Here is a 24,557-nt window from a genome sequence, read left to right as displayed (position 1 = left end):
TAGTGAAATGGAAAGAGTAAACAATGCAGCAGTTACAGAACGTTATTGAGTCCGCTTTTGAGCGTCGCGCCGAGATCACCCCGGCCAATGTGGATACCGTGACCCGTGAAGCGGTAAACCAGGTTATTTCCCTGCTGGATTCCGGCGCATTGCGTGTGGCAGAAAAAATCGACGGTCAGTGGGTCACTCATCAATGGCTGAAGAAAGCCGTGCTGCTCTCTTTCCGTATCAACGATAACCAGGTTATCGACGGAGCAGAAAGCCGCTACTTCGATAAAGTGCCAATGAAATTCGCTGACTATGACGAAGCGCGTTTCCAGAAAGAAGGTTTCCGCGTGGTTCCACCAGCAGCAGTTCGTCAGGGTGCTTTCATCGCGCGCAACACCGTGCTGATGCCATCCTACGTGAACATCGGTGCCTACGTTGACGAAGGTACCATGGTGGATACCTGGGCTACCGTTGGTTCCTGCGCACAGATCGGTAAGAACGTTCACCTGTCCGGTGGCGTCGGTATCGGTGGCGTCCTGGAGCCACTGCAGGCTAACCCAACCATCATCGAAGACAACTGCTTCATCGGCGCACGCTCAGAAGTGGTTGAAGGTGTGATCGTGGAAGAAGGCTCTGTGATCTCCATGGGCGTTTACATCGGCCAAAGCACCCGTATCTACGACCGTGAAACCGGTGAAGTGCATTACGGTCGCGTTCCGGCGGGCTCCGTGGTGGTTTCCGGCAACCTGCCGTCAAAAGATGGCAAATACAGCCTGTACTGTGCGGTTATCGTGAAGAAAGTCGATGCGAAAACTCGTGGCAAAGTTGGCATCAACGAACTGCTGCGCACCATCGATTAATCGGGTATAACAAAAAGCGGGGGCAACCCCGCTTTTTTTATATCTGAGGGTGGCGAAAATAGATTTTTTCGTTAATTATTCAAAGGTTATGTTGAGATCAAGGGTACCGCTATGTACGATAATCTGAAAAGTCTGGGCATTACCAATCCTGATGAAATTGATCGTTACAGCCTCCGTCAGGAAGCCAATAACGATATTCTGAAAATCTATTTTCACAAGGACAAAGGAGAGTTTTTCGCCAAGAGCGTGAAGTTTAAATATCCACGCCAGCGTAAAACCGTCGTCGCTGACGGTGTAGGACAAGGGTACAAAGAAGTTCAGGAAATCAGCCCTAACCTGCGCTACGTGATCGATGAACTCGATCAGATCTGCCAGCGCGACCGCACTGAAGTCGATCTCAAGCGTAAGATCCTCGACGATTTGCGTCACCTTGAAAGCGTTGTGACGAATAAGATCAGCGAGATTGAAGCGGATCTTGAGAAATTAACGCGGAATAAATAAGCCGTTTTATTGCCCGGTGGCGCTCCGCATGCCGGGCAAAATTACATCATCGCTGTTCGTCCAGCTGCAGCGCCACATACAGCAGCAGTCTGTCGTCAAAACTCCCCAAATCCAGCCCCGTCAGCTCCGAAATCCGGTTAAGCCGGTATTCCAGCGTATTGCGGTGAATAAACAGCGCTTTCGAGGTCGCCAGCGGCTGCACGTTATGACGAAACCACGCCTGTAGCGTCCGGCGCAGTAAGCCATTGTTGTCCATGGCCTTCAGGCGCGCTAATGGCCGTGCCAGCTCATTAGCCTGCCAGCCCCCGCGCAGGCTGTCGAGCAGCACCGGCAGCATCAGATCCTGATAAAAATAACTGCGGCTTTCCGGCATCCGCTGCTTGCCCACCATCATGGTGGTGCGTGCAGTACGCCAGGAGCGGGCAATGCTGCCCGGTCCGGTAAAGTAATTGCCCAGCGCAACGCGAAAACGCAGTTGACCATTTTCCTTCATCCGGGAGATCAGCAGCTCCACGCGACGACGATGATCGTCCGCATCCCAGCGGCCGAATGCATTGAGCGCCGGTTTGAGCACCACCATTTCCGTCAGAGATACGATTGCCACCAGGTTATCGCGCTCCGGCGTCGCCAGCGCATTTTGTAGCTGCTGCAGCTCAACCATCGCACTGTCGACCCCAAGCTGGCCGCTATCGACCTCAATCACCGCCACCACACGCGGCTGGTTCAGATCAATCCCCAGACGCTGCGCCCATTCGCTCAGTGCCGGCGTGTGTTCTTCCGCCTGGATCAGATTCATCACCAGCTCTTCACGCAGGCGGCTGTCCTGGGCGAGCAGGTGCATCAGGCGCGACTGTTCCAGCATCATCTCTGCCGTCATGCAGACCAGCTCGCCGTATTTACGCAGGGACTCCGGCTCGCCTGTCAGGCCAATTACCCCCACAATCTCGCCTTCAAGGCGCAGCGGCAAATTAATGCCCTGACGGACGCCGTGCAGGTGTTTTGCTACCGCATCGTCGATATCCACGACCCGCCCCTGGGAGAGCACCAGCAACGCACCTTCGTGCAATTCACCAATACGCTCACGATCGCCGCTACCAATAATGCGCCCACGAGCATCCATTACGTTGATATTGGTATCAATGATTCGCATGGTGCGCGCCACAATATCCTGCGCCATTTTGGTATCAAGGTGCCAGCCAGCCATGTAACCCTCCTCTGAGCAGAGCTCAAGCATAGGGAAGTTCAGCAGCGGCTGCATTGTGCAAATGCACAAAGAGAGAGGAAGATATATGGAGTTGTGGTAAGAGTCACAGAAACGAGAAAGCCCCTGCGTACAGGGGCTTTAGAGGGTTACTGCATCAGCAGGTAGAGAGAGGTATCACCACGCTGGATATTCAGCGCCAGCACGGAAGGCTTGCTGTCGAGAATTTTGCGCAGTTCAGCAATGTTTTTCACCGGCTGCTGGTTAGCACCCATGATGACATCACCTTTTTTCAGGCCGATACGTGCAGCCGGTGAATTCGCTTTCACGTTGTTCACCACCACACCTTTATCCGCACCTTTATTGCTCATCTCGGCACCTTCAATACCGCTGAAGATGGTGCTGGAATCCACCTGATTCTGGCTGCTCTGCTGCAGTTCCAGGCTCACATTAACCGGCTTACCGTCACGCAGCAGGCCAAGGGTCACTTTGCTGCCAATCGGCATAGAGCCCACTTCCGCACGCAGGGCGGCAAAGCTGCTGATCGGTTTACCGTTCAGAGAGGTGATCACATCCCCCGCTTTAATACCCGCTTTTGCCGCAGAGGAGTTCGGCATCACCTGGCTGACGAATGCCCCACGCTGAGCGTCAACTTTCATTGCCTTAGCCAGTTCGGAGTTCAGTTCCGTACCGAGGATACCGAGCTCACCGCGTTTCACCTGGCCGTACTGCACCATCTGCGCGGTCAGGTTTTTCACCATGTTACTTGGAATAGCAAAGCCGATACCGATGTTGCCACCGTCCGGCGCCAGGATCGCGGTGTTGATCCCGATCAGTTCACCGTTCAGGTTAACCAGCGCACCGCCGGAGTTACCGCGGTTGATCGCCGCATCCGTCTGGATGAAGTTTTCGTAGTTTTCCGCATTCAGACCGCTGCGCCCCAGAGCGGAGACGATACCCGAGGTGACGGTTTCACCCAGACCGAACGGGTTACCGATCGCCACAGTGTAGTCACCCACGCGCAGCGCGTCGGAGTCGGCAATTTTAATCGCCGTCAGGTTTTTCGGATCCTGAATCTGGATCAGCGCGATATCGGAGCGCGGATCTTTACCCACGACTTTTGCATCGAATTTACGGCCGTCGCTCAGCTGAACTTTAATGGTGCTGGCGTTATCAACAACGTGGTTGTTCGTCACCACGTAGCCTTTCGCCGCATCAATAATCACCCCAGAACCAAGCGCCATGAATTTCTGCTGCTGGCCGCCGCCCTGGCTGTCATCCCCAGCGCCACCGCCCTGACAGAACGGAGAGCTCTGGAATGGCGAACCGTCCTGGCAGAATGGTGAGTTGTCACCAAAGAACTGCTGGAAGTTACGCGGCATACGCGGCGTGTTGACGGTCGTGCTGCCCTCAACGTTAATACTCACCACCGATGGCATCACTTTTTCGAGCATCGGTGCCAGGCTTGGCATCTGCTGCGCGGTTGCTGACGACGACGCGGTCTCGGCTGCCGTAGCCGTCAGAGGAGACAGCGCTAAACCTAAACTCAGAGCCAGTGCACTCATTGCTAATGTGGTTTTTTTCATGTTTCTCAATCTCGATTTACAGGTAACGCATAATTGCTGTGTAACTCAGATTCGTTTTATACCGCTTAGTTCCGGCGATAAGTTTATGGAAAAGGTAAAAATTTATTGGCCGTCTTTACAAAACTCAGCGTTTATTCCACAGCCATGAGCTTGCGGTATTCATCCCAGGCATACAAATCTGTCATACCGCTGATATAGTCCTGGATAAGACGACAGCGATAATAATATTCCATCACTGGCCATTGGGGAGAATGGCGATCCAGCTTACCGACCGCTTCAACATACGCCAGCCGATGACGGGTTGAGAGTTTCTGATAAAGGCGGGATTCGATGGGTATTCCACGCACGCGTTCTTTTTCCACCAGTTCACTGAACTCATCGACCGATAACTGAAGCAATGGAGAGTAAATTTCCAGTAACCCACTGATCACCCGGTATCCCTGTAGCTCTAACTGTTCGACATCCGGATGGCTGAATACATGCCGCATTGCCACATGCTTATAAAGCTCAAGGAGTTGACTAAAACTGCTGTCATCTTCCAGCAGCGCGTGATTGAATTCCCCGCTGAAAATCAGCGGCAAATTATCAATAAAACGCGACGCGGCATACGGCACCAGTTTATTTAGTGTATTAACCCGCAAATACATAAAGAACTGATCTTCCGTGCTGCGGCTTAATGTATTTGATCGCGATTTCTCCCAGGCATTTTCGACAACCTGAGCAAACAACGACCCTTTTTCATGCTTTCCCCAGGCAGTATAAAGATGCTGATAAAGCTCCTCGACGCTGAATATTCTTTTCTCAACGGCATCTTCAAGGTCGGCAACACAATAGGAAATATCGTCTGCGGCTTCCATAATCCAGGTTAATGGAAAACGGCCGTTTGGCGTCAATGAGAGTTCTTTACGTAGCCGTTCAATATAGGCTTCTTCAGAAAGGTAATAGCCCGGCTTTTTCATCAAATAGCTGTGGGATGCGGGCGTCTCTCCCATCCACCAGGCAGGACGCGTATATTTCAGGATACAGCCGACCTGTGCCCAGGTCAGGTTCATACGCATCAGGGAATGGACCAGTCTGATCCCCTGCGCATTACCTTCGAAGTGACACAGATCCTGGCGCACTTTGCGACGCAGATCGTTCAGCGCCTCTTCGCCTTCGCGCAGGCGTAAATCGCGTACGATGCAGCGGTCATCACTAAGCGGCTGGCTTACCGCATCCGAAGGGTAAAGTCGTTGTTTAAACCAGTCATTGATTGCCGCTTCACCAAAGTGACCAAACGGCGGGTTGCCGATGTCATGCATCAGGCAGGCCATCTCAACGATGCTCTCAAAGGGGCCTGTCAGTTCGTCCAGCCCATAGGTTTCCAGCAAACGTTGCTCTTTGAGACGGCTCAAAATCTCTTTGGCAATGTAACGGCCAACCTGCTGCACTTCCATTGAGTGGGTTAAGCGAGTGCGCACTGCAGCGTTACGTTCAAGCGGAAATACCTGAGTCTTTTGCTGCAGACGACGGATGGCGGGCGAGTTAATGATCCGCCCGCGATCGCTTTCGAAGATACGCAGGATCTCATGTTCGGTCTTGTCGCCCTGCGGCGAACGGAAACGTCGGTGCCAGTTAATTTTGGTGCGAAAATCGATCTGCGCCATGTGCTCCCCCGCGTGAGAAATGCGCTTCCACTAAAGCCCATGATAGACTATGCATCTTAACAAGGCACATCGCGAGTAAATCTATGAAAATCGGCATTATTGGTGCAATGGAAGAAGAAGTTACGCTGCTGCGTGACAAAATTGAGAACCGTCAGACGCTCTCTCTGGGGGGTTGTGAGATCTACACCGGCCAACTGAACGGTGTTGACGTGGCTCTGCTGAAATCAGGCATCGGTAAAGTGGCTGCTGCACTGGGTGCAACCCTGTTGCTTGAGCGCTGCAAGCCAGACGTGATCGTTAACACCGGCTCTGCGGGCGGTCTGGCACCGTCGCTGAAAGTAGGTGATATCGTCGTCTCCGACGAAGCACGTTACCACGATGCTGACGTCACCGCATTCGGCTATGAGTACGGCCAGCTCCCGGGTTGCCCGGCAGGGTTTAAAGCTGACGATAAACTGATTGCGGCGGCAGAAACCTGCATTGCCGAGCTGAACCTCAACGCTGTGCGTGGTCTGATTGTGAGCGGTGATGCCTTCATCAATGGTTCTGTTGGCCTGGCAAAAATCCGTCATAATTTCCCGCAGGCCGTTGCCGTTGAGATGGAAGCGACCGCGATCGCTCACGTCTGCCATAACTTCAACGTACCGTTTGTGGTGGTTCGTGCCATCTCTGACGTGGCAGATCAGCAGTCTCACATCAGCTTCGACGAGTTCCTGACCGTTGCGGCAAAACAGTCCACCGTGATGGTGGAACGCCTGGTGCAGAAACTGGCACGTGGCTAAACATACCGTCAGGGCGCTGGCCGCCCTGCTTCTGCTTACGCCGGTATGGCTCTATGCTGTGCCGCGCGTGATTACACTCTCTCCCGCCAACACCGAACTGGCATTTGCCGCCGGGATCACGCCCGTTGGCGTAAGTAGCTTTTCAGATTACCCCCCGCAAGCGGCAGGTATTGAACAGATTGCGACCTGGCAGGGAATGAACCTTGAGCGCATCGTCGCACTTAAACCGGATCTGGTGCTGGCGTGGCGTGGCGGTAATGCCGAGCGGCAGGTCAACCAGCTTACCTCGCTTGGGATCAACGTCATGTGGATTGATGCCGTGAGCATTGAACAAGTCGCTCAGGCGCTACGCTCTCTCGCCCCTTATAGCCCGACGCCCAAAAAAGCCGAGAGCGCGGCGAAACAGATGCTCAGCGACTATGCCGCGCTAAAATCGCGATACGACACTCCAGTTAAAAAGCGCATCTTCCTGCAGTTTGGTAGCCAGCCGCTGTTCACCACCGGTAAAGGCTCAATTCAGAATCAGGTGCTGGAAGTTTGCGGCGGTGAAAATATCTTTGCTGCCAGCCGGGTACCGTGGCCTCAGGTCAGCCGAGAACAGGTACTGGCACGCCAGCCACAGGCCATTGTCGTGGTCGGAAATGCGAGCGAGATTCCTAAAATTGAACAATTCTGGCGAAACCAGCTAAAAATTCCGGTGATCCCACTCAACAGTGACTGGTTTGAACGCGCCAGCCCGCGTATTATCCTCGCCGCAAAACAGCTCTGTGCCGCGCTGGCAGAGAGTCACTAACATAAGACCCTGTTCGAGGATTTAACGATGCTCGTCTATTGGCTGGATATTCTTGGCACAGCCGTTTTTGCTATCTCCGGTGTCCTGCTGGCCGGGAAACTACGCATGGATCCGTTTGGCGTGCTGGTACTGGGCGTTGTGACCGCCGTTGGCGGCGGGACTATCCGCGATATGGCGCTGGCGAATGGCCCCGTGTTTTGGGTAAAAGATCCCACCGACCTGGTGGTGGCGATGGTTACCTGCCTGTTAACCATCGTCCTGGTGCGTCAGCCCCGCAGATTACCAAAATGGATACTTCCGGTGCTGGACGCCGTCGGCCTGGCCGTGTTTGTGGGTATTGGGGTCAATAAAGCCTTCAATGCGGGAACAGGCCCGATGGTGGCAATCTGCATGGGGGTCTTAACCGGCGTCGGCGGCGGGATCATTCGCGATATTCTGGCGCGTGAAGTGCCGATGATTCTGCGTACCGAAATCTATGCTACGGCCTGCATTATTGGCGGGATTGTTCACGCCACGGCGTACTACACCTTTGCTGTTCCGCTGGAAAACGCTGCCATGCTGGGCATGGTGGTGACGTTGGGAATACGTTTAGCGGCGATACGCTGGCATCTGAAGCTGCCGACGTTTGCGCTGGATGATAATGGAAGATAAAAGCAAAACGGTAACCGTCAGGTTACCGTTTTTGGTCATCAGATGCTGAACGACGAACCACATCCGCAGGTGCTGGTTGCATTCGGGTTGGTCACAACAAAGCGTGAACCTTCCAGACCTTCAGTGTAATCCACCGAACCGCCTACCAGATATTGCAGGCTCATCGGGTCAACCACCAGCGCAACGCCCTGCTTCTCGATAGTCATATCGCCATCGTTAACCTGGTCGTCAAAGGTAAAACCATACTGGAAGCCGCTGCAGCCGCCACCGGTAATATAGACACGCAGTTTCAGATCCGGATTGTCTTCATCGGCAATCAGGGTTTTCACTTTGTTGGCTGCTGCTTCGGTAAATTCCAGCGGCAGCGCTACGTCATCACTCATCTTATGCTCCCATGAATACTGCTATTGGGCAAAATTCACCCAATTCTTTATGTCATTATCTAATACCCTGGTATTTCATTCAAGTATTCTGCGTGGCCGCCCGTTCAGCCTCTTGTTTTGCCAGGGTTCGCGCCAGGATGGTGGAGTATAGCGGTTTTCCACCCAGGAATTGGGCTAATAGTGTCGCGCCGAGGCAGGTAATGATCATTGGCAAAATGAGCTGGTAATTATCCGTCATTTCCAGCACCAGCACGATGCCGGTCAACGGCGCGCGCAGGGATGCGGCCAGCAGCGCACCCATTCCGGCCACCGCAAACGTCCCGGCATCCAGATGATAAGCCGGGAAACCCACTTCAGCCGCCATTCCAAACGCGGTCCCCAGCAGCGTGCCCAGTGCCAGCATTGGCGCGAAAATCCCGCCGGGTGCGCCGGACGAGAAGCACAGCACCGTCGTGATGACTCTAGAAATAAACATAAACAGCAGCAGACCCACGCTGAAATTCCCTGCCGCCGCGATGGGAATCAGCCCGAAGCCGCCGCCGGCGGCATTGGGTTCAATAAACCCGAGTACGCCACACATTCCACCCAGCAGGCCGCCCATCAGCACCCATTTGGTGGTATTTCCGCCGTGAATGCGCTGAAACATATCCTGAGCACGCAAAATAAAGGTGTTAAACAGCGGTCCCACCACGCCGAAAATCATGCCGAGGATCAGGTAAAGCCACAGGGTATTAACCGGCGCGTTGGTCAGTTTACCTACCTCAATGACCGCGCCCTCGCCATTGAAGATGCGAAAAACGATGCTCGACATAATGACGCCAGTAAACACCGCTTTAATCGAAATCAGGTTGTAGCGAAACTGCGCGCGCATCTCTTCGATGATAAACAGGATCCCCGCCAGCGGCGCGTTAAACGCTGCCGAAAGCCCCGCCGCCGCGCCGGTTGCCAGCAGCGTATGGCGCGCTTCGGCACTACGCATCCGAAACAGATCGCCCACCATGCGGCCGACGTTCCCGCCCAGTTGTACGGTTGGCCCTTCTCGCCCCAGAACCATGCCCGCCCCGAGCGTTCCCATACCCCCGATAAATTTTACCGGGATGACGCGCCACCAGCGCACCGGGCGTAACTCTTCCAGCGCACCTTCAATTTCCGGGATCCCTGAGCCGCCAGCTTCAGGAGCAAATTTGCGCACCAGAAAGTAACCCACCATGGCAAACAGCGCCGACAGTCCGAACGCCCATACCCAAACCAGCCACCGACTATCGGCGAAACCGGCTACGGTGCCAACTCGCCAGTTCAGTACCGCATTGACCGCTTTTTCAAATAGTACACCCACCAGCCCGGCGACTGTACCGACCACGGCAGCAGCCAGCAGAATAGCCAGCGGGGTTTTATCGCGATTGAGCAAACGCCGAATGCTAATACGGTGCTGTATGCGTCTGAACTGTTGTTCTTCAAAAGTGGGGATGTCTGCTTTCATTACCGTTTCTTATCGTCATACAAATAGCCCCAGGGATTCTACCAGAGTGCGCCATGTCATCCCGTGAAAAATACTTAACAATTGTTTAGGAATGAAAGAGGCAAAAATTTCATTACCTTCCGCGGATCACTTAGAATAGTGTGCTTAATCATTTTATACGAACCAGGAACGACGCCATGAGCAAGTCTGAAAACCTCTACAGTGCAGCCCGCGAGCTTATTCCGGGTGGCGTGAACTCACCTGTACGCGCCTTTACCGGCGTTGGCGGCACGCCGCTGTTTATCGAACGTGCTGACGGCGCGTATCTGTATGATGTCGATGGCAAAGCCTACATTGATTATGTCGGTTCCTGGGGACCGATGGTACTGGGGCATAACCACCCTGCTATTCGTAACGCGGTGATTGAAGCGGCTCAGCGTGGCCTGAGCTTCGGCGCGCCAACCGAGATGGAAGTGAAAATGGCGGAGCTGGTGACTGAACTGGTGCCCACCATGGACATGGTGCGCATGGTGAACTCCGGTACCGAAGCCACCATGAGCGCCATCCGTCTGGCGCGTGGTTTTACTGGCCGCGACAAAATCATCAAGTTTGAAGGCTGCTACCACGGCCACGCGGACTGCCTGCTGGTGAAAGCGGGCTCCGGCGCGCTGACCCTCGGCCAGCCAAACTCTCCGGGTGTACCGGCTGATTTCGCAAAGCACACGCTAACCTGTACCTATAACGATCTGGATACCGTTCGCGCTGCGTTCGAGCAATATCCACAGGAGATCGCCTGCATTATCGTTGAGCCCGTTGCGGGCAACATGAACTGCATCCCACCGCAGCCTGATTTCCTGCCGGGCCTGCGCGCACTGTGTGATGAATTCGGCGCGCTGCTGATCATTGACGAAGTGATGACCGGCTTCCGCGTAGCGCTGGCGGGTGCCCAGTCCTATTATGGCGTTGAGCCTGATCTGACCTGCCTCGGCAAAATTATCGGCGGCGGTATGCCAGTCGGTGCATTCGGTGGCCGTAAGGATGTGATGGAAGCCCTGGCACCAACAGGCCCGGTTTACCAGGCGGGAACGCTCTCCGGTAACCCGATCGCGATGGCTGCGGGCTTCGCCTGCCTGACCGAGGTGGCTCAGCCAAGTATTCATGAGACCCTGACTGACCTCACCACTCAGCTGGCAAACGGTCTGCTGGAAGCCGCTGCAGAAGCGGGGATCCCTCTGGTGGTGAACCACGTAGGTGGGATGTTCGGAATTTTCTTCACCGATGCGAAAACCGTCACCTGCTATCAGGATGTGGTGAAATGTGACGTCGAACGCTTCAAGCGTTTCTTCCACCTGATGCTGGAAGAAGGGGTGTACCTGGCTCCGTCAGCGTTCGAAGCGGGCTTTATGTCCGTGGCGCACAGCGAAGACGATATCAATAACACCATCGACGCGGCGCGTAAGGTGTTCGCGAAGCTCTAAGGGCATTGCCGGGTGGCGCTAACGCTTACCCGGCCTACCTGCTCTGCTTTCTCAACAGATAAATAAAGTACGGCGCGCCAATAAAGGTCGACAGCAGACCTGCCGGGACCTGATAGGGAAACAGCACCATTCTTCCGCACCAGTCCGCAAACACCAGCATTATCCCGCCCGTTAGCGCCGACATCACAATATGCGGCATGGTCCGGCGAAAACCCATCATTCTGGCGATATGCGGAGCCATCAACCCCACAAAGCTTAGCGGTCCTATCGTCATGGTGGCCGTCGCTGTCAGACACGCAGCCAGCAGAAGTAGCGCCACGCGCGTTGGCGTTAGCGCTAACCCGACCGCACGTGCGGTTTCGCCACCCAGCGGCAGGATGGTCATCCAGCGACGACACAGCGGCACTACCGCCAGTAACACGATCATCACGATCCCGGTATGAACAACCTGGCTGCCGGTAGCACTGTACGTTGAGCCGGAAATCCAGGTCAGTATCTTCGCCATACGCGGATCGCCACTCGCCTGAAGCAGCATCAGCAACATGGTAAATGCCGTACTGAGCGCCATCCCGGCCAGCAGCATTCGGTGCGGGGAAAAACCACCGCGACCAGAAGCAATCAGGATGATTAACAGCGTCACCGCCGCACCAATACTCCCCGCAGGCATCAACCAGCCGAATGCATTTCCCGGCACGAGGAACAACATCAGCACCACGCCGAACGCCGCGCCAGAGCTAATCCCCAGCACTTCCGGGCTGGCCATCGGATTGCCGGTCAGGCGCTGGATAATACAGCCCGCGACGGCCAACATGACCCCGGCAATTAACGCGGAAAGCACCCGCGGCCAGCGCCACTGCAGCAGTTCATGGAATAAATCGCCCATCGCCCAGTGCCAGCCCACCGCATCACGCCCAAAAGCCAATGCGGCAAACGAGGCAATAATCAGCACCGCCAGACCGGTAAGGCTAAACCACAGTACTGACTGACGTTCAGCATGAACCTTATCGCCGACATCCATCGCCGGTGCGCTAATACTGCGCAGACGCGGGAGCAGCCAAAGCAGCAGCGGCGCACCAATGAGCGCGGTCACCGATCCCGTCGACACTTCCCTCCAGACTTGCGCCAGCCAGAGAATGATCTGATCGGAAAGCCAGAGGATCAGCGCGCCAATCAGTGGGGCAAGCATCAGGCGCGCCAGAAGACGCCGTGCGCCGAGCATTTTTGCCAGCAGTGGTGCAAAGAGGCCAATAAACCCGATGATGCCAACGGCGTTTACCAGCAAAGCGCTCAATACAATTGCCAGCGTCAGCGCCGCCAGACGAGCCAGCGACAGCGCCAGCCCCAGGTTACGCGCCACACCATCATCCAGCCCCATTAACGTTAACGGACGCAGGAGCAGCAGGGTCAGCAGTACACCGCCAATTAGCTGCGGCCACAGACGCTCAACACCACTCCAGTCAGTCTGGGTAAGGGTTCCGGTACTCCACAGGAACATGCTTTGCAGCTGATCGTGATGGAACAGCACCAGCAGTTGATTAATCGCGCCACAATAGAGACTGACCACCAGCCCGGCCAGGATTAGCGTCACGGGGGACAGGCGTTTACCCCAGGCCACGCCAAAGACCAGCGCCCCCACCACACATGCCCCCGCGAGAGCCGCAAACTGCGTGGTTAACGCGCCGGGCAGCGCCCACAGCGTGGTAATGGTGATCCCTAGCTGCGCACCTGTTGCAACACCCAGCGTCGTCGGCTCTGCCAGAGGATTACGCAGTACCTGCTGGAACAAAACGCCCACCAGGCCTAACCCGGCCCCGACCAGCAGCGAGATCGCCAGACGCGGTAGCAGGCTGTAGTGGAACACCATCTGCTGAATGTTGTTGATATCCGGGGCTGTCAGCGCGGTGCCCCACTCCCCGCGCGGCAATGCCGTCGACAGGTTGAACCAGGTTAAGACCAGCGCAACAAGGAAGAGTAAGGACAACAGCAATGCCGGGAAGCGTGCAATACGCGTACTCATGCTTTACCTCCCAGCGCATTATCCAGCACGCGGGCAAAATGCATGGCCGACAGCGTCGCGCCGTAGAACCATACCGCTGGCACGCGCTGGAAACGCTGCTCACGCACGAACGGCATCGCCTGCCAGAGCGGAGTGGCCATCAGCGTTTGCATGCCACGTTCGTTGCCGTGGTCGAAACACAGCACGTCGACATCACGAAATGCCGCCAGGCGGTCAATACCTACGGTCGTACTGCCCCAGAAGTTCATTTCACCTTCCCAGGCATTGCGAATACCAACACTGTCGAGCACGTCCTGGAACAGACAGTTTTTGCCAAAGACCAGCATATGGCGGGCATCCAGTAACGTCATCATCAACAGCGGGCGATCGCCCCGATGGGCAAAGCGCGGCTTCAGGGAATCAATCAGGGCGTCGAATTCGTCGAGATGCTTTTTAGCCTCCGCCTCACGGTTGAGGATATGCGCCATCTCGTTAATAGAGTGTCTCGCCATGGTCAGCGGTTTTTTACCGTCACTGAAGGAGAAACCTCGACCGGGCGCAATACGCGCCATTGTCTCTTCTGACGGACCGTACCCCGCAGACCAGAACAGAAATGACGGCTTCATCTGAGTGAGCAGTTCAAGGTTTGGCTCAGTCCGCAGGCCGACGTCGATCACCGAGTCCGGCAGCTTCGGCTCGTTCACCCAGAGGTTATAGTTGGGAATGTCCGCTACGCCATAAGGCGTGACGCCGAGCGCCATCATCAGCTCGACTGGCAACCACTCCAGAGCCACTATACGGTGCGGATCGACGGCGGCGGCATTCGCCGTATTCATTTTTAATAACAACGGTGATAGCGCCATTGCCGTCAGCAGGCGACGGCGGCTCATTTGCATTGAATCCAGCATCAGTATACAAAGCTCACCGGTGCTGCCCCGGCCGGGTGAGGCAGAATACCCATTGGAATTCCGTAAATGTGTTCCAGCGTTTCGCTGCGCATCAGTTCGGGTGGTGTGCCCTGCGCAATCATTTCCCCGCCACGCAGCGCGACGAGGTAGTCACAATAACGCGCGGCCATGTTGATATCGTGCAGGACCGCAATCACCGTCAACCCACGCTGCTGGCTTAAGCGATGCACCAGCGCCAGAACGTCAACCTGATGGGCAATATCCAGCGCAGAAGTGGGTTCATCCAGCAGCAGGCAACGGCTGTCCTGAGCCACCAGCATCGCAATCCACGCGCGCTGACGTTCGCCCCCGGACAGGCTATCCACCAGACGGTGTGCCAGCGGTTTTAATCCCACCAGCGAAATCGCCTCTTCCACTTTTTCTCTGTCGGCGACACCGAAACGCCCAAGCGCCCCGTGCCACGGATAACGCCCAATCGCTACCAGTTCACGCACCGTCATCCCCTCCGCCTGCGGCAGCTGCTGCGGCAAATACGCGACTTTGCGGGCAAAGGCTTTACTGCTCCAGCTCTCCAGCGGTTGGTCATCCAGCAGAATATCGCCTTCCGAAGGCGGCTGATGGCGGCCCAGCATCTTAAGCAAAGTCGATTTACCGGAACCGTTGTGACCAATCAGGCCAGTGACTTTACCGGCAGGGAATGTCAAAGAGAGCGGATGCAGCAAGGTGCGCCCGGGTACGCGAAAGGAGAGATTGTTGAGCGTAAAAGTGGTGTCGGATTGCGTTTTATTATCCTGCATGTCAGCCAACTTAAATAAAAAGGGCACGGCGAACCGTGCCCAAAGAGAGATTAGAAGCGGAAGGTCGCAGTGGCTACAACCTGACGTTCAGCACCCCAGAAGCAACCGTAGGTGTTGAAGCAGCTGGCAACATATTCACGATCGAACAGGTTGTTCACGTGAAGCGCGACGTTTGAGCCGGCCATCCCTACACGCGCCAGATCGTATCTGACAAGTGCATCAACCACGGTATAGCTGCCCACTTTGAAGGAGTTCGCCGGATCGCCGAAACTGGAACCGGTATAACGAACGCCAGTACCCAACGTCAGGCCAGACAGCGGGCCATCAAACATGGTGTAATCCCCCCATACGGAGGCCATGTGTTTCGGCACCTGCGCTGGCGTGTTGCCTTTGTAGTTGGTGTCCGTGGTGTATTCCGCATCGGTATAGGTGTAAGAACCGACAACGTTAACGCTCGCAGACAATGCCGCTTTCGCTTCCAGCTCTACGCCACGGGAGCGGATCTCACCGCCTTCAACGGAGAAGAATGAGCCCGCTGGATCAGCCATCAGGTTGTTGGTTTTCGTCAACTGGTATACCGCACCGGTAATCACGATCGGACGATCGTTCGGCACGTATTTCACACCCGCTTCGTATTGCTTACCTTTAGACGGAGCAAAGATGTTGCCACTCGCACCAGTCTGGGAAGCCGGTTCAAAGGATTCGCTATAGCTGAAGTAAGGTGTTACGCCATTGTCGAACAGATAGTTAACACCACCGCGCCAGGTGAACTGCGTGTCATCACGTTTGGCTGTTGTGTTCGTTACACGGTTATAAGACTCTTGATCGGCCCAGTCATAACGGCCACCAAGGGTTACCAGCACTTTATCCCACTGCGCCTGATCCTGAACGTACAGACCTGTCTGTTTCTGGCGGTTGAGAATTTGATAAGGGCCGGAAGTTGCAGGATCTTTTGAGCCGAAATCAAAATCGCTGTTCACCGGATGGTAGAGATCCAGCAGCGGTACAGAATCGTCATAACCAAACCAGGAGTTGATGTCATTACGCATACGCATAAAGTCAACGCCGGTCAGCAGAATGTGGTCCACCTCACCGGTAGAGAATTTGCTCTGCAGTTGAGTATCAACGGTGAAGTTCTGCAGTTTTTCATGATCGACAACGTATTTACGCGCCAGGTAATGGCCTTTGTCTGCCGGGGCTAACGCTGCACACTGTTTGTTGCCGCTATTTGCAGGATCGGTACAGACGCCATAGCCGTAAACGCTGTTTTGCGAAGTTTTATTCTCGGCAAAACGCAGGTTCTGACGCACGGTAAAGGTATCGTTGAATGCGTGATCGAAGCTATACCCCACCATTTTCTGGTTACGGGAATAGGTGTTGTTCTTCGCGCCTTCGTTGAAGTCAGTCGGCAGACGATCGCCGTTTGGCAGCGGATCAACCGTTCCCTCTTTTGGCAGCCAGCCGTAGTAGCCCGTTTCAGGCTCGTTCTGGAAATAGGAGAGGAACGTGAAGGTGGTTTTATCATCCGGACGCCAGGAGAACGATGGCGCGATAGCATAACGCTGTTCTTCCGCACGCTCCTGCTGGGCATTGTTAGAACGCGCCACGCCGGTTAAACGGTAGGAGTAAACGCCGTCGTCGTCGATCGCATCGCTAAAGTCAAAGCCAGTCTGGAATAGGCTGTCAGTACCCACTTTGAACTGGATCTCTTTCAGCGGCTCAGTGGTTGGGCGCTTACTCACCATATTCAGCAAGCCACCAGGGCTGCTTTTTCCGTACAGAACAGAAACCGGACCACGCATGATTTCAGCGCGCTCCAGCATATAGGGGTCAATCACCGCGTCGTTATAGAAGTTGCCCTGCATCTTCATACCGTCGAGGTAGTTATTCTGGCTCTGACCATCGGCCGCGAAACCGCGAATGAGCAGGTAGTCATAGGTATTGGACGCACCACGCGTGCCGACCGCAACACCTGGGGTATAACTCAGCGCTTCTTTAACAGAGCGTGGCTGATGCAATGCCATCTCTTCAGCAGTCACGACCGAAATGGACTGTGGGACCTTTTGAATCGGGGTGTCCGTTTTCGTTCCGGTCGCGGATTGCCGTGCAGCGATAGTCGCAGCGGGTCCCCAGGCACTTTCCTGTGCCGCAGGCGCTGCGGTTACCGTAATGGTTTCTTCTTTTTTCGGGGTTTCGGCAGCATGTGCATAAGTCGACATGCCGGCAACCGCTGTGGCGACGACGACCGCGAGTTTACGCAGCGACGTGTTCATTGGCTGAGCAGTATTGGAAAGCGCCATGTTGAATCTCTGATGTGAAAGTGAATGATAACGTAAACGAGAATTATTATTATGAGCGCCAAAATAATATGCGAAACGCTGGTTGCATAGCAAGCAGTAAGCAGCCCTATGAGAATTAAGGGTTTAAGAAATCATCAAGAGAAAACGAAGGGTTAATCAGAGTTAAAGCGAGGGTTAACGAAATGAGGTCTACGGGTAAAAAAAGCCCCCTTCCAGGGAAGAGGGCTTTAAAAGGCTAGTTACCGCCGAACATATCTTTAATCCAGCCGGCGACACCGTCGCTGTCTTTCTTCTCATTCTGCTGCTGCGGCTGTTGCTGCTGCGGCTGCTGTGGCTGAGAAGACGAATCAAACGGATTGCCCGATGGTTGTTCTGGCTGACTTTGCTGACACAGCGCGTCCGGGTTGGTCGTCCAGACCGGCAAGGTACGCATCCCGCCGCCGCAGACAAAGTTACCGGAACCATCCACGCCCATATCAACAATGTCTTCCGGCGCGACCAGATTCAGCGGCACCGGGGACTGATTCGCCAGATAACGCTGGTAAATCGACATCGCGCCGCTTGCGCCGTACAGTTTGGTCGGCTGGTTGTTATCGCGACCGACCCAGGTGATCACCACTTCACGGCCATCAATACCGGCAAACCAGGTATCGACATTGTTGTTGGTGGTCCCGGTTTTACCCGCCAGATGCAGACCCGGATACTTCGCTCCCAGTTGACGCCCGGTACCACGCTGCACAACCTGTTGCATCGTCCACAGCGTCATATAGGCGGCCTGAGCGGGCACCGCACGTTCAGCCTGCGGGAAGCTCTGATACAGCACGGAACCATCTTCAGCTATTACTGAACGCAGCGCAGACAGCTGTGCGCGGTTCCCCCCGCTGGCAATGGTCTGGAACGCCTGTGCAACTTCGATTGGCGTCAGGTTAAGCGCACCCAGAATCATCGCCGGTACCGGATTCAGCTGATCTCTCGAAATACCCAGTTTCTGCCAGGTATCAACAATCGCTGGCAGGCCCAGTGACATGCCCAGATTAACCGTCGGTACGTTCATGGAGCGGGTTAACGCATCCACCAGCATCACCTGGCCGCTGAACTGTTTATCATCGTTCTGCGGTGACCATACCTGGCCGTTAGGCTGACGCAGGGAAATTGGCGCATCCGCAATCCAGGTATTCAGGCGGTACTGGTTTGGCTGACTCAGCGCAGTGAGATAGGTCGCTGGTTTTGCCAGAGAGCCGATCGAACGACGCGCCTGCATGGCGCGGTTGTAACCTGCAAACTGTGGTTCAGCCCCGCCCACCATCGCGCGCACTTCACCGGTGTTACGGTCAACCACCACCATCGCGGTTTCAAGATCGGAGAGCTTGCGCTGTTTCTTCAGCGCCGGAATGCCTTCCACCGCCGCTTTTTCCGCGGCATCCTGCGCTACGGAGTCAAAGGTAGTGAAGATCTTCACGCCGGAGAGATCTTTAACCTTATCACCGAGCTTACTTTGCAGCTCCTGACGCACCAGCTGCATAAACGCAGGTTGAGGCGAGATCACGCCACCGCGCGGCTGAACGCCGAGTGGACGAGCGCTCAGCATCTCGTACAACTCCTGATCGATCACCTGCTGTTGCTGCAGCAAACGCAGCACCAGGTTACGACGCTCAAGCGCCAGTTTTGGGTTACGCCACGGGTTATAAATTGACGCCCCTTTCACCATGCCGACCAGCAGCGCCTGCTGGTCAAGGCTCAGCTCTTCAACCGGGCGACCAAAGTAGTACAGACTCGCCAGCGGGAAACCACGGATTTCGTTATCACCGCTTTGGCCGAGGTACACTTCGTTCATGTACAGCTCAAGGATACGATCCTTGCTGTAACGCGCGTCCATCAGCACGGCCATGTACGCTTCGTTGGCCTTACGCCAGTAAGAGCGTTCGCTGGAGAGGAACAGGTTCTTCACCAGCTGCTGGGTGAGCGTACTCGCCCCCTGCACCGTGCGCCCTGCGGTCAGGTTCGCCAGCACCGCACGCCCTATGGAGTAAAGGCTGATGCCATCGTGCTCGTAGAAGTGACGGTCTTCGGTTGCCAGCAGCGTATCCACCAGCAGATCCGGGAAACCGTTACGGGCCACAAACAGACGCTGTTCACCGTTTGCTGACGAAAGCATGGTGATCAGGCGAGGATCAAGACGGAAGAAACCGAACTGGCGGTTGTTATCCATGTTCTCGATGGTGTCCAGACGATCGCCGTCAAAGGTCAGACGCGCCCGCACCTGTCCCTCTTTGCTGTCCGGGAAATCAAACGGACGGCGGATCATCTCGATGCTCTTCGCCTGCACGGTGAATTCACCCGGGCGCGTCATCTTCGACACCTGACGATACTGGGTGGCTTCCAGCAGTTTCACCATCTCGTTCTTACTGATGGACATATCTGGCTCAAGGTTCACCATGCGGCCATATACTGCCGCAGGCAATTGCCAGACTTTACCGTCGATACGGCTGCGGATCTTCTGATCCAGATAGACGCCGTAAATCGCCATCAGCACAACAAAAATAATGAACAGCTTCAGCAGCAGCCAGAACCAGCCGCGTTTACCCCGAGGCTTACGCCCTTTGCCTTTCCCTTTACGCGGCATCGGTTCTTCATCCTCATAATCATCTTCATAGTCATCGTCATAGTCCTCATCTCTGAGGCGACGACGGCTTACCTTTTCTTTCGCCGGACGCGTTGGTTTTCCCTTACGTCCTATTGGCTCGCGGTCATTCCCCGCCATGCTTTTTCTCCGCAACTTTCAGGCGCAAAGGCCCGATTCTCTTTTCTTCCACATCACCGTGAAAGAAGAAATCTCTCAATTAAGAATATTTCTTCGTACGCCGTGTCGGCGCGGTATTCGCCGGATCGTCCGGCCAAACGTGTTTGGGATATCGACCCTTCATCTCTTTTTGCACTTCCCGGTAGCTGCCCGCCCAGAACGCCCCCAGATCGCGGGTGATTTGTAGCGGACGATGAGCAGGCGACAACAGTTCAAGCACCACCGGCACGCGCCCTTCAGCGATGGATGGCGTGGTCGCCTCACCAAACATCTCCTGCATGCGTACCGCCAGCGCCGGAGGATTATCCTCGTGATAACGAATGGCAATCCGGCTTCCGGTCGGCACAGTGTAATGCCCTGGCAGTTCACTATCCAGACGTTGACGTAATGACCAGTCCAGTAAATTCTGTAACGCGACCTTAACATCCAGGGCTTTTAGTGCCCGCAGCGAGTGTACACTGCGCATTTGCGGCAGCAGCCAGCTCTCCAGCGAGGCAAGCAGCGTCTCATCATCCACCGCAGGCCAGGCATATTCTGGCAGCCAGCGCGCGGCACAGTGCAGACGAATACGGTATTGCTCCGCCTCTGGCGTCCAGTTCAGTACGTTCAACCCTTTTTCCCGAATGCCGTTCAGCATCGCCTGATGCAACTCTTCTTCTGACGGCTTCGCCAGTGGCTTCGTGCCGAGGGTCAGTTTGCCAATCTGGCTACGCCGAAACGCCTTCAGGGTGCCCTGGGTGTCATCCCATTCGACGATATCAGATTGCTGAAGCAGTTGCGGACATGCACGTGTCAGGGCCTCAATATCGACAGCTATCGCCTGTAATATCCGAGCATCCGGCGACTGGCTGCCCTGCAGCAGGAGCGGCGCGATCAGCCACTCATGGCGCGTCATGGCATCATCGCTGTCCAGCATCGCGCCCATGCCATTTGCCAACTGATAGCGACCGTCCAGCCCACGTCGGCGCGCAATTCGGTCCGGAAATGCTTGTGCCAGTAACAGCGCGATAATTTCAGTGTCTGGCGAGCCGCCACGGCTGTTTAGCCGTTTGCTGAGCTGCTGTGCCCGTTGCTGCCAGTTCCCCTGATTGCGTGAAAATGCCTGCGCCAGATCGCTGCTGCCACCACGCGGCGGCTCCTCAAGAATAGCGGCCAGTTTCGCAGCCGTGGCAATTTCATCTTCCCCTTGCGCGGCAACCAGCATTGCGGCCAGACGCGGATCGTTGCCCAGCGCAGCCATTTTCTGGCCGCGCGTCGTCAGACGCTCGCCTTCAAGCGCGCCAAGCTGGGCCAGCAGTGTACGTGCTGCGGTGAGGTTTACGACAGGAGGCGGATTAAGCCAGGTCAGTTGTCCCGGATCCGGACAGCCCCATTGCAGCAGATCCATCACCAGACCTGATAAATCACTTTGTAAAATTTCCGGGGGACTTTGTTGTGCCGCGCGTTCAGCCTGCTCTGCGCTGGTCAAATGCAGGCAGATACCCGCCTCAAGACGTCCTGCACGGCCTGCGCGCTGTACCATCGACGCCTGGCTTATACGTTGCGTCAGGAGTTTCGTCAGCCCGGTACGCGGGTCAAAGCTTGCCACTCTCTCCTGCGCGCTATCCACCACCAGGCGAATACCTTCGATGGTCAAACTGGTTTCCGCAATATTGGTTGCCAGCACCACTTTGCGCTGCCCCGCAGGCGCGGGGAGAATCGCTTTACGCTGGTCGGCCAGCGACAGCGCGCCGTAGAGCGGACACAACAGTACATCGCTGCTGACACGGGAGGCCAGGTGCTCCTGCACACGCTGGATTTCGCCCACACCGGGTAAAAAAAGCAGCAGCGAACCGGGTTCCTGACGCAACAGTTCTGCGGTGGCGATGGCGACCGCTTCATCAAAACGCTGATGGGCAGGCAGCGGTTGATAACGGCGCTCTACGGGAAACGCTCGCCCTTGCGAGGCTATCACCGGTGCATCAGGCAGCGTCTGCTGCAGCCGTTCGTTATCCAGCGTCGCCGACATGATGAGCAGCCGAAGGTCGTCACGCAGCCCCTGTTGAACATCCAGCAATAGCGCGAGAGCCAGATCCGCCTGCAGGCTGCGTTCGTGGAATTCATCCAGAATCACCAGCCCGACGCCGGTCAGTTCAGGATCGTTTTGCAGCATGCGGGTGAGAATTCCCTCGGTCACCACTTCAAGCCGCGTGGTTGGGCCGATACAGGTTTCAGCGCGCATACGGTAACCCACCGTCTCGCCCGGTTTTTCGTTAAGCAATTCCGCCAGGCGTTGTGCCACGTTGCGCGCGGCCAGCCTCCGCGGCTCCAGCAGGATAATTTTCCCGCTGATATTCCCGTCTTTCAGGATCTGCAGTGGCAGCCAGGTGGATTTACCGGCCCCTGTCGGGGCGTTCAGTAAAACCTGCGGGGCATGTTGTAAGGCAGCGAGAAGCTCGGGAAGGACGACGGCGACCGGCAATGAGGACACTAACAGCTCCAGAGGGTTAACATTAGTCGGCGTACATTGTAGCATCGGCGCATATCATTACCGAGTCCCCCGTATGTCTGAGTCGAAACGGCTGTTTTTTGCTATTGAATTACCCGCCCCAATACAGCGGCAAATTGTTCGCTGGCGCGCTGAGCACTTCCCGCCGGAAGCGGGTCGCCCTGTTGCCGCGGCTAACCTGCACCTGACGCTGGCCTTTCTGGGTGATGTGAGCGCCGATAAACAGCGGGCCCTGGCATCAATGGCCGGACGGATCTCTCAACCGGGATTTACGCTACACCTTGATGATGCCGGGCAGTGGTTGCGCTCGCGGGTGGTCTGGCTGGGTACGCGCCAGCCGCCTCGTGGGATATTACAGCTTGCAAATATGCTGCGCGCCCAGGCGGCACGCAGCGGCTGTTACCAGAGCCCGCAACCGTTTCATCCGCATATCACGTTGCTGCGCGATGCAGGTCAGGCCGTTGTCATCCCACCACCAGGTTTTCACTGGGCCTTTCCGGTTAATGAATTCGCACTTTATGAATCCGTCTTTGCACAAGGACGCACCCGCTACACGCCGCTACAGCGCTGGACGCTGGGCAACACCGTTAAGGACGCCTGATGAAGTTTAGCCCTCCCCTGCAGCACGCCACGCTGATTCAACGCTACAAACGCTTCCTCGCAGATGTAGTTACGCCTGAAGGAATACAGCTCACCCTGCACTGCCCCAATACCGGAGCCATGACGGGATGTGCGACACCGGGTGACCGGGTCTGGTATTCCACATCAGAAAACACGAAGCGCAAATATGCCCATACCTGGGAAATGACCGAAACACAAAACGGGGCATTTATTTGTGTTAACACCCTGCGTGCCAATCAACTGGTTAAAGAAGCGCTAATGAATAATGCCCTTCCTGAACTGGTGGGCTATGACACGCATAAAAGTGAAGTGAAATATGGCGATGAAGGCAGCAGAATTGACTTCATGTTACAGGCGCAAGACAGGCCTGAGTGCTATATTGAAGTAAAATCAGTGACGTTAGCGGAACAGGAAAATGGCTACTTCCCGGATGCGGTAACGCTACGCGGGCAGAAGCATCTGCGAGAGCTAATGTGTGTTGCGGCGGCGGGCAAACGCGCCGTATTGCTGTTTGCGGTGTTGCATTCAGCCATTGAACGATTCTCTCCTGCCCGCCATATTGATCCTAAATACGCGCAATTGTTGAATGAGGCACAAAAGCAGGGGGTAGAGGTTTTGGCTTATAAAGCGGAACTTTCTGCCGATAATATGACTCTGAGATCCTCTCTTCCCATTGTCTTATAAGGGATTAGACGATTGATGATTAAGTGTTCTGGCCGCGTGCGCAAATACGCTTTTCCTCACAGGCTTGTCAAGTGTTACGTTTAGATAATTGCCATCCGGAAAAGCATCTGCTATTTATAGCGACCTGATTTTTCCCCCGACACGGGGATCGATAGTGCGTGTTAAGGAGAAGCAACATGCAAGAAGGGCAAAACCGTAAAACATCGTCCCTGAGTATTCTCGCCATCGCTGGGGTGGAGCCGTATCAAGAGAAACCGGGCGAAGAGTATATGAACGAAGCCCAGCTGTCGCACTTCAAGCGTATTCTTGAAGCATGGCGTAATCAACTCAGGGATGAAGTCGATCGCACCGTTACTCATATGCAGGATGAAGCTGCTAACTTCCCGGATCCGGTCGACCGTGCCGCTCAGGAAGAAGAGTTCAGCCTCGAACTGCGTAACCGTGACCGCGAACGCAAACTGATCAAAAAGATCGAGAAAACGCTGAAAAAAGTCGAAGACGAAGATTTTGGCTACTGCGAATCCTGTGGTGTTGAAATCGGTATTCGTCGCCTGGAAGCGCGTCCAACCGCCGACCTGTGCATCGACTGTAAAACACTGGCTGAAATCCGCGAAAAACAGATGGCCGGTTAATAC

General features: G+C 55.4%; 20 protein-coding genes. 9 read left to right on the top strand and 11 right to left on the bottom strand.

Annotation, left to right across the window (positions count from 1 at the left end):
* The first annotated feature begins 23 nt into the window (after positions 1-23).
* On the top strand, positions 24-848 hold the full coding sequence (dapD, locus tag ACJ9Y9_RS04480; protein WP_008501915.1) for a 2,3,4,5-tetrahydropyridine-2,6-dicarboxylate N-succinyltransferase: 825 nt from the start codon (positions 24-26) through the stop codon (positions 846-848).
* Between the two features lie 111 nt (positions 849-959).
* Positions 960-1,349: a DUF3461 family protein gene (locus tag ACJ9Y9_RS04475; RefSeq protein ID WP_008501916.1), complete on the top strand. Its 390-nt coding sequence runs from the start codon at positions 960-962 to the stop codon at positions 1,347-1,349.
* Between the two features lie 46 nt (positions 1,350-1,395).
* Here the strand turns inward: ACJ9Y9_RS04475 and ACJ9Y9_RS04470 are convergent, their stop codons facing one another.
* The 3 genes from ACJ9Y9_RS04470 to dgt all read right to left on the bottom strand — a co-directional run bounded on the left by ACJ9Y9_RS04470 (position 1,396) and on the right by dgt (position 5,782).
* Positions 1,396-2,553 carry a CdaR family transcriptional regulator gene (locus ACJ9Y9_RS04470; protein ID WP_028018303.1) on the bottom strand — a complete coding sequence of 386 codons (1,158 nt, stop codon included), beginning with the start codon at positions 2,551-2,553 and terminating at the stop codon, positions 1,396-1,398.
* A gap of 146 nt (positions 2,554-2,699) precedes the next feature.
* The gene (gene degP, locus ACJ9Y9_RS04465) at positions 2,700-4,136 is read right to left on the bottom strand and encodes a serine endoprotease DegP (protein ID WP_032666893.1); all 1,437 of its coding nucleotides are present in this window, start codon (positions 4,134-4,136) and stop codon (positions 2,700-2,702) included.
* 131 nt (positions 4,137-4,267) lie between these two features.
* Positions 4,268-5,782 (bottom strand): dGTPase, encoded by a 1,515-nt coding sequence (gene dgt, locus ACJ9Y9_RS04460; RefSeq protein ID WP_028018305.1) that lies wholly within the window; start codon positions 5,780-5,782, stop codon positions 4,268-4,270.
* Between the two features lie 83 nt (positions 5,783-5,865).
* On the opposite strand from dgt, the gene mtnN reads away from it, so the two are divergent.
* The 3 genes from mtnN to ACJ9Y9_RS04445 are packed head-to-tail and all read left to right on the top strand — an operon-like array spanning position 5,866 to position 8,008.
* Positions 5,866-6,564: a 5'-methylthioadenosine/S-adenosylhomocysteine nucleosidase gene (gene mtnN / locus ACJ9Y9_RS04455; RefSeq protein WP_028018306.1), complete on the top strand. Its 699-nt coding sequence runs from the start codon at positions 5,866-5,868 to the stop codon at positions 6,562-6,564.
* The gene (btuF, locus tag ACJ9Y9_RS04450; protein WP_028018307.1) at positions 6,557-7,357 is read left to right on the top strand and encodes a vitamin B12 ABC transporter substrate-binding protein BtuF; all 801 of its coding nucleotides are present in this window, start codon (positions 6,557-6,559) and stop codon (positions 7,355-7,357) included. Before mtnN ends, btuF begins: the two co-directional genes overlap by 8 nt.
* Positions 7,358-7,384: 27 nt before the next feature.
* A complete protein-coding gene (locus ACJ9Y9_RS04445; RefSeq protein WP_028018308.1) occupies positions 7,385-8,008 on the top strand; it encodes a TRIC cation channel family protein in 624 nt (207 codons plus the stop codon).
* Between the two features lie 38 nt (positions 8,009-8,046).
* On the opposite strand, the gene erpA is transcribed toward ACJ9Y9_RS04445, so the two are convergent.
* Entirely contained in the window at positions 8,047-8,391 is a 345-nt protein-coding gene (gene erpA, locus ACJ9Y9_RS04440; protein WP_013095643.1) for an iron-sulfur cluster insertion protein ErpA, read from the bottom strand.
* Positions 8,392-8,470: 79 nt separating this feature from the next.
* Positions 8,471-9,871 (bottom strand): H(+)/Cl(-) exchange transporter ClcA, encoded by a 1,401-nt coding sequence (gene clcA, locus ACJ9Y9_RS04435; protein WP_028018309.1) that lies wholly within the window; start codon positions 9,869-9,871, stop codon positions 8,471-8,473.
* Positions 9,872-10,047: 176 nt separating this feature from the next.
* Here clcA and hemL point away from each other — a divergent pair, with 176 nt between their 5' ends.
* On the top strand, positions 10,048-11,328 hold the full coding sequence (hemL, locus tag ACJ9Y9_RS04430; RefSeq protein ID WP_028018310.1) for a glutamate-1-semialdehyde 2,1-aminomutase: 1,281 nt from the start codon (positions 10,048-10,050) through the stop codon (positions 11,326-11,328).
* A gap of 34 nt (positions 11,329-11,362) precedes the next feature.
* On the opposite strand, the gene fhuB is transcribed toward hemL, so the two are convergent.
* The 6 genes from fhuB to hrpB form a co-directional block, all read right to left on the bottom strand.
* Positions 11,363-13,345, bottom strand: a complete 1,983-nt coding sequence (gene fhuB, locus ACJ9Y9_RS04425) for a Fe(3+)-hydroxamate ABC transporter permease FhuB (protein ID WP_028018311.1) — start codon at positions 13,343-13,345, stop codon at positions 11,363-11,365.
* A complete protein-coding gene (gene fhuD, locus ACJ9Y9_RS04420) occupies positions 13,342-14,232 on the bottom strand; it encodes a Fe(3+)-hydroxamate ABC transporter substrate-binding protein FhuD (protein WP_028018312.1) in 891 nt (296 codons plus the stop codon). The genes fhuB and fhuD overlap by 4 nt, the downstream gene beginning before the upstream one ends.
* Positions 14,232-15,029, bottom strand: coding sequence for a Fe3+-hydroxamate ABC transporter ATP-binding protein FhuC (gene fhuC, locus ACJ9Y9_RS04415; protein ID WP_028018313.1), 798 nt, complete (start codon positions 15,027-15,029; stop codon positions 14,232-14,234). Before fhuC ends, fhuD begins: the two co-directional genes overlap by 1 nt.
* A 50-nt stretch (positions 15,030-15,079) precedes the next feature.
* On the bottom strand, positions 15,080-17,329 hold the full coding sequence (gene fhuA / locus ACJ9Y9_RS04410; protein WP_028018314.1) for a ferrichrome porin FhuA: 2,250 nt from the start codon (positions 17,327-17,329) through the stop codon (positions 15,080-15,082).
* A 235-nt stretch (positions 17,330-17,564) separates the two neighbouring features.
* The gene (mrcB, locus tag ACJ9Y9_RS04405; protein ID WP_028018315.1) at positions 17,565-20,090 is read right to left on the bottom strand and encodes a bifunctional glycosyl transferase/transpeptidase; all 2,526 of its coding nucleotides are present in this window, start codon (positions 20,088-20,090) and stop codon (positions 17,565-17,567) included.
* Positions 20,091-20,169: 79 nt separating this feature from the next.
* Positions 20,170-22,599 carry an ATP-dependent helicase HrpB gene (hrpB, locus tag ACJ9Y9_RS04400; RefSeq protein ID WP_028018316.1) on the bottom strand — a complete coding sequence of 810 codons (2,430 nt, stop codon included), beginning with the start codon at positions 22,597-22,599 and terminating at the stop codon, positions 20,170-20,172.
* Between the two features lie 73 nt (positions 22,600-22,672).
* Here hrpB and thpR point away from each other — a divergent pair, with 73 nt between their 5' ends.
* The 3 genes from thpR to dksA all read left to right on the top strand — a co-directional run bounded on the left by thpR (position 22,673) and on the right by dksA (position 24,554).
* Positions 22,673-23,218, top strand: coding sequence for an RNA 2',3'-cyclic phosphodiesterase (gene thpR / locus ACJ9Y9_RS04395; protein ID WP_028018317.1), 546 nt, complete (start codon positions 22,673-22,675; stop codon positions 23,216-23,218).
* On the top strand, positions 23,218-23,922 hold the full coding sequence (gene sfsA, locus ACJ9Y9_RS04390; protein ID WP_028018318.1) for a DNA/RNA nuclease SfsA: 705 nt from the start codon (positions 23,218-23,220) through the stop codon (positions 23,920-23,922). The genes thpR and sfsA overlap by 1 nt, the downstream gene beginning before the upstream one ends.
* A gap of 176 nt (positions 23,923-24,098) precedes the next feature.
* Positions 24,099-24,554: an RNA polymerase-binding protein DksA gene (gene dksA, locus ACJ9Y9_RS04385; RefSeq protein ID WP_001155232.1), complete on the top strand. Its 456-nt coding sequence runs from the start codon at positions 24,099-24,101 to the stop codon at positions 24,552-24,554.
* The last annotated feature ends 3 nt before the right edge of the window (positions 24,555-24,557 follow it).

The sequence above is a fragment of the Enterobacter sp. CPE_E1241 genome (assembly GCF_045618265.1).
Taxonomy (GTDB): domain Bacteria; phylum Pseudomonadota; class Gammaproteobacteria; order Enterobacterales; family Enterobacteriaceae; genus Enterobacter; species Enterobacter adelaidei.
This window is presented reverse-complemented; position numbering and strand designations above follow the sequence as displayed.

Coding starts and splice junctions, on each gene's coding strand:
- ACJ9Y9_RS04445 (WP_028018308.1), top strand. CDS start 7,385: ATGCTCGTCTATTGGCTGGATATTCTTGGCACAGCCGTTTTTGCTATC.
- fhuB (WP_028018311.1), bottom strand. CDS start 13,345: ATGAGTACGCGTATTGCACGCTTCCCGGCATTGCTGTTGTCCTTACTC.
- thpR (WP_028018317.1), top strand. CDS start 22,673: ATGTCTGAGTCGAAACGGCTGTTTTTTGCTATTGAATTACCCGCCCCA.
- mtnN (WP_028018306.1), top strand. CDS start 5,866: ATGAAAATCGGCATTATTGGTGCAATGGAAGAAGAAGTTACGCTGCTG.
- fhuD (WP_028018312.1), bottom strand. CDS start 14,232: ATGCTGGATTCAATGCAAATGAGCCGCCGTCGCCTGCTGACGGCAATG.
- ACJ9Y9_RS04475 (WP_008501916.1), top strand. CDS start 960: ATGTACGATAATCTGAAAAGTCTGGGCATTACCAATCCTGATGAAATT.
- sfsA (WP_028018318.1), top strand. CDS start 23,218: ATGAAGTTTAGCCCTCCCCTGCAGCACGCCACGCTGATTCAACGCTAC.
- mrcB (WP_028018315.1), bottom strand. CDS start 20,090: ATGGCGGGGAATGACCGCGAGCCAATAGGACGTAAGGGAAAACCAACG.
- clcA (WP_028018309.1), bottom strand. CDS start 9,871: ATGAAAGCAGACATCCCCACTTTTGAAGAACAACAGTTCAGACGCATA.
- fhuC (WP_028018313.1), bottom strand. CDS start 15,029: ATGCAGGATAATAAAACGCAATCCGACACCACTTTTACGCTCAACAAT.
- hemL (WP_028018310.1), top strand. CDS start 10,048: ATGAGCAAGTCTGAAAACCTCTACAGTGCAGCCCGCGAGCTTATTCCG.
- dapD (WP_008501915.1), top strand. CDS start 24: ATGCAGCAGTTACAGAACGTTATTGAGTCCGCTTTTGAGCGTCGCGCC.
- fhuA (WP_028018314.1), bottom strand. CDS start 17,329: ATGGCGCTTTCCAATACTGCTCAGCCAATGAACACGTCGCTGCGTAAA.
- dksA (WP_001155232.1), top strand. CDS start 24,099: ATGCAAGAAGGGCAAAACCGTAAAACATCGTCCCTGAGTATTCTCGCC.
- erpA (WP_013095643.1), bottom strand. CDS start 8,391: ATGAGTGATGACGTAGCGCTGCCGCTGGAATTTACCGAAGCAGCAGCC.
- degP (WP_032666893.1), bottom strand. CDS start 4,136: ATGAAAAAAACCACATTAGCAATGAGTGCACTGGCTCTGAGTTTAGGT.
- dgt (WP_028018305.1), bottom strand. CDS start 5,782: ATGGCGCAGATCGATTTTCGCACCAAAATTAACTGGCACCGACGTTTC.
- ACJ9Y9_RS04470 (WP_028018303.1), bottom strand. CDS start 2,553: ATGGCTGGCTGGCACCTTGATACCAAAATGGCGCAGGATATTGTGGCG.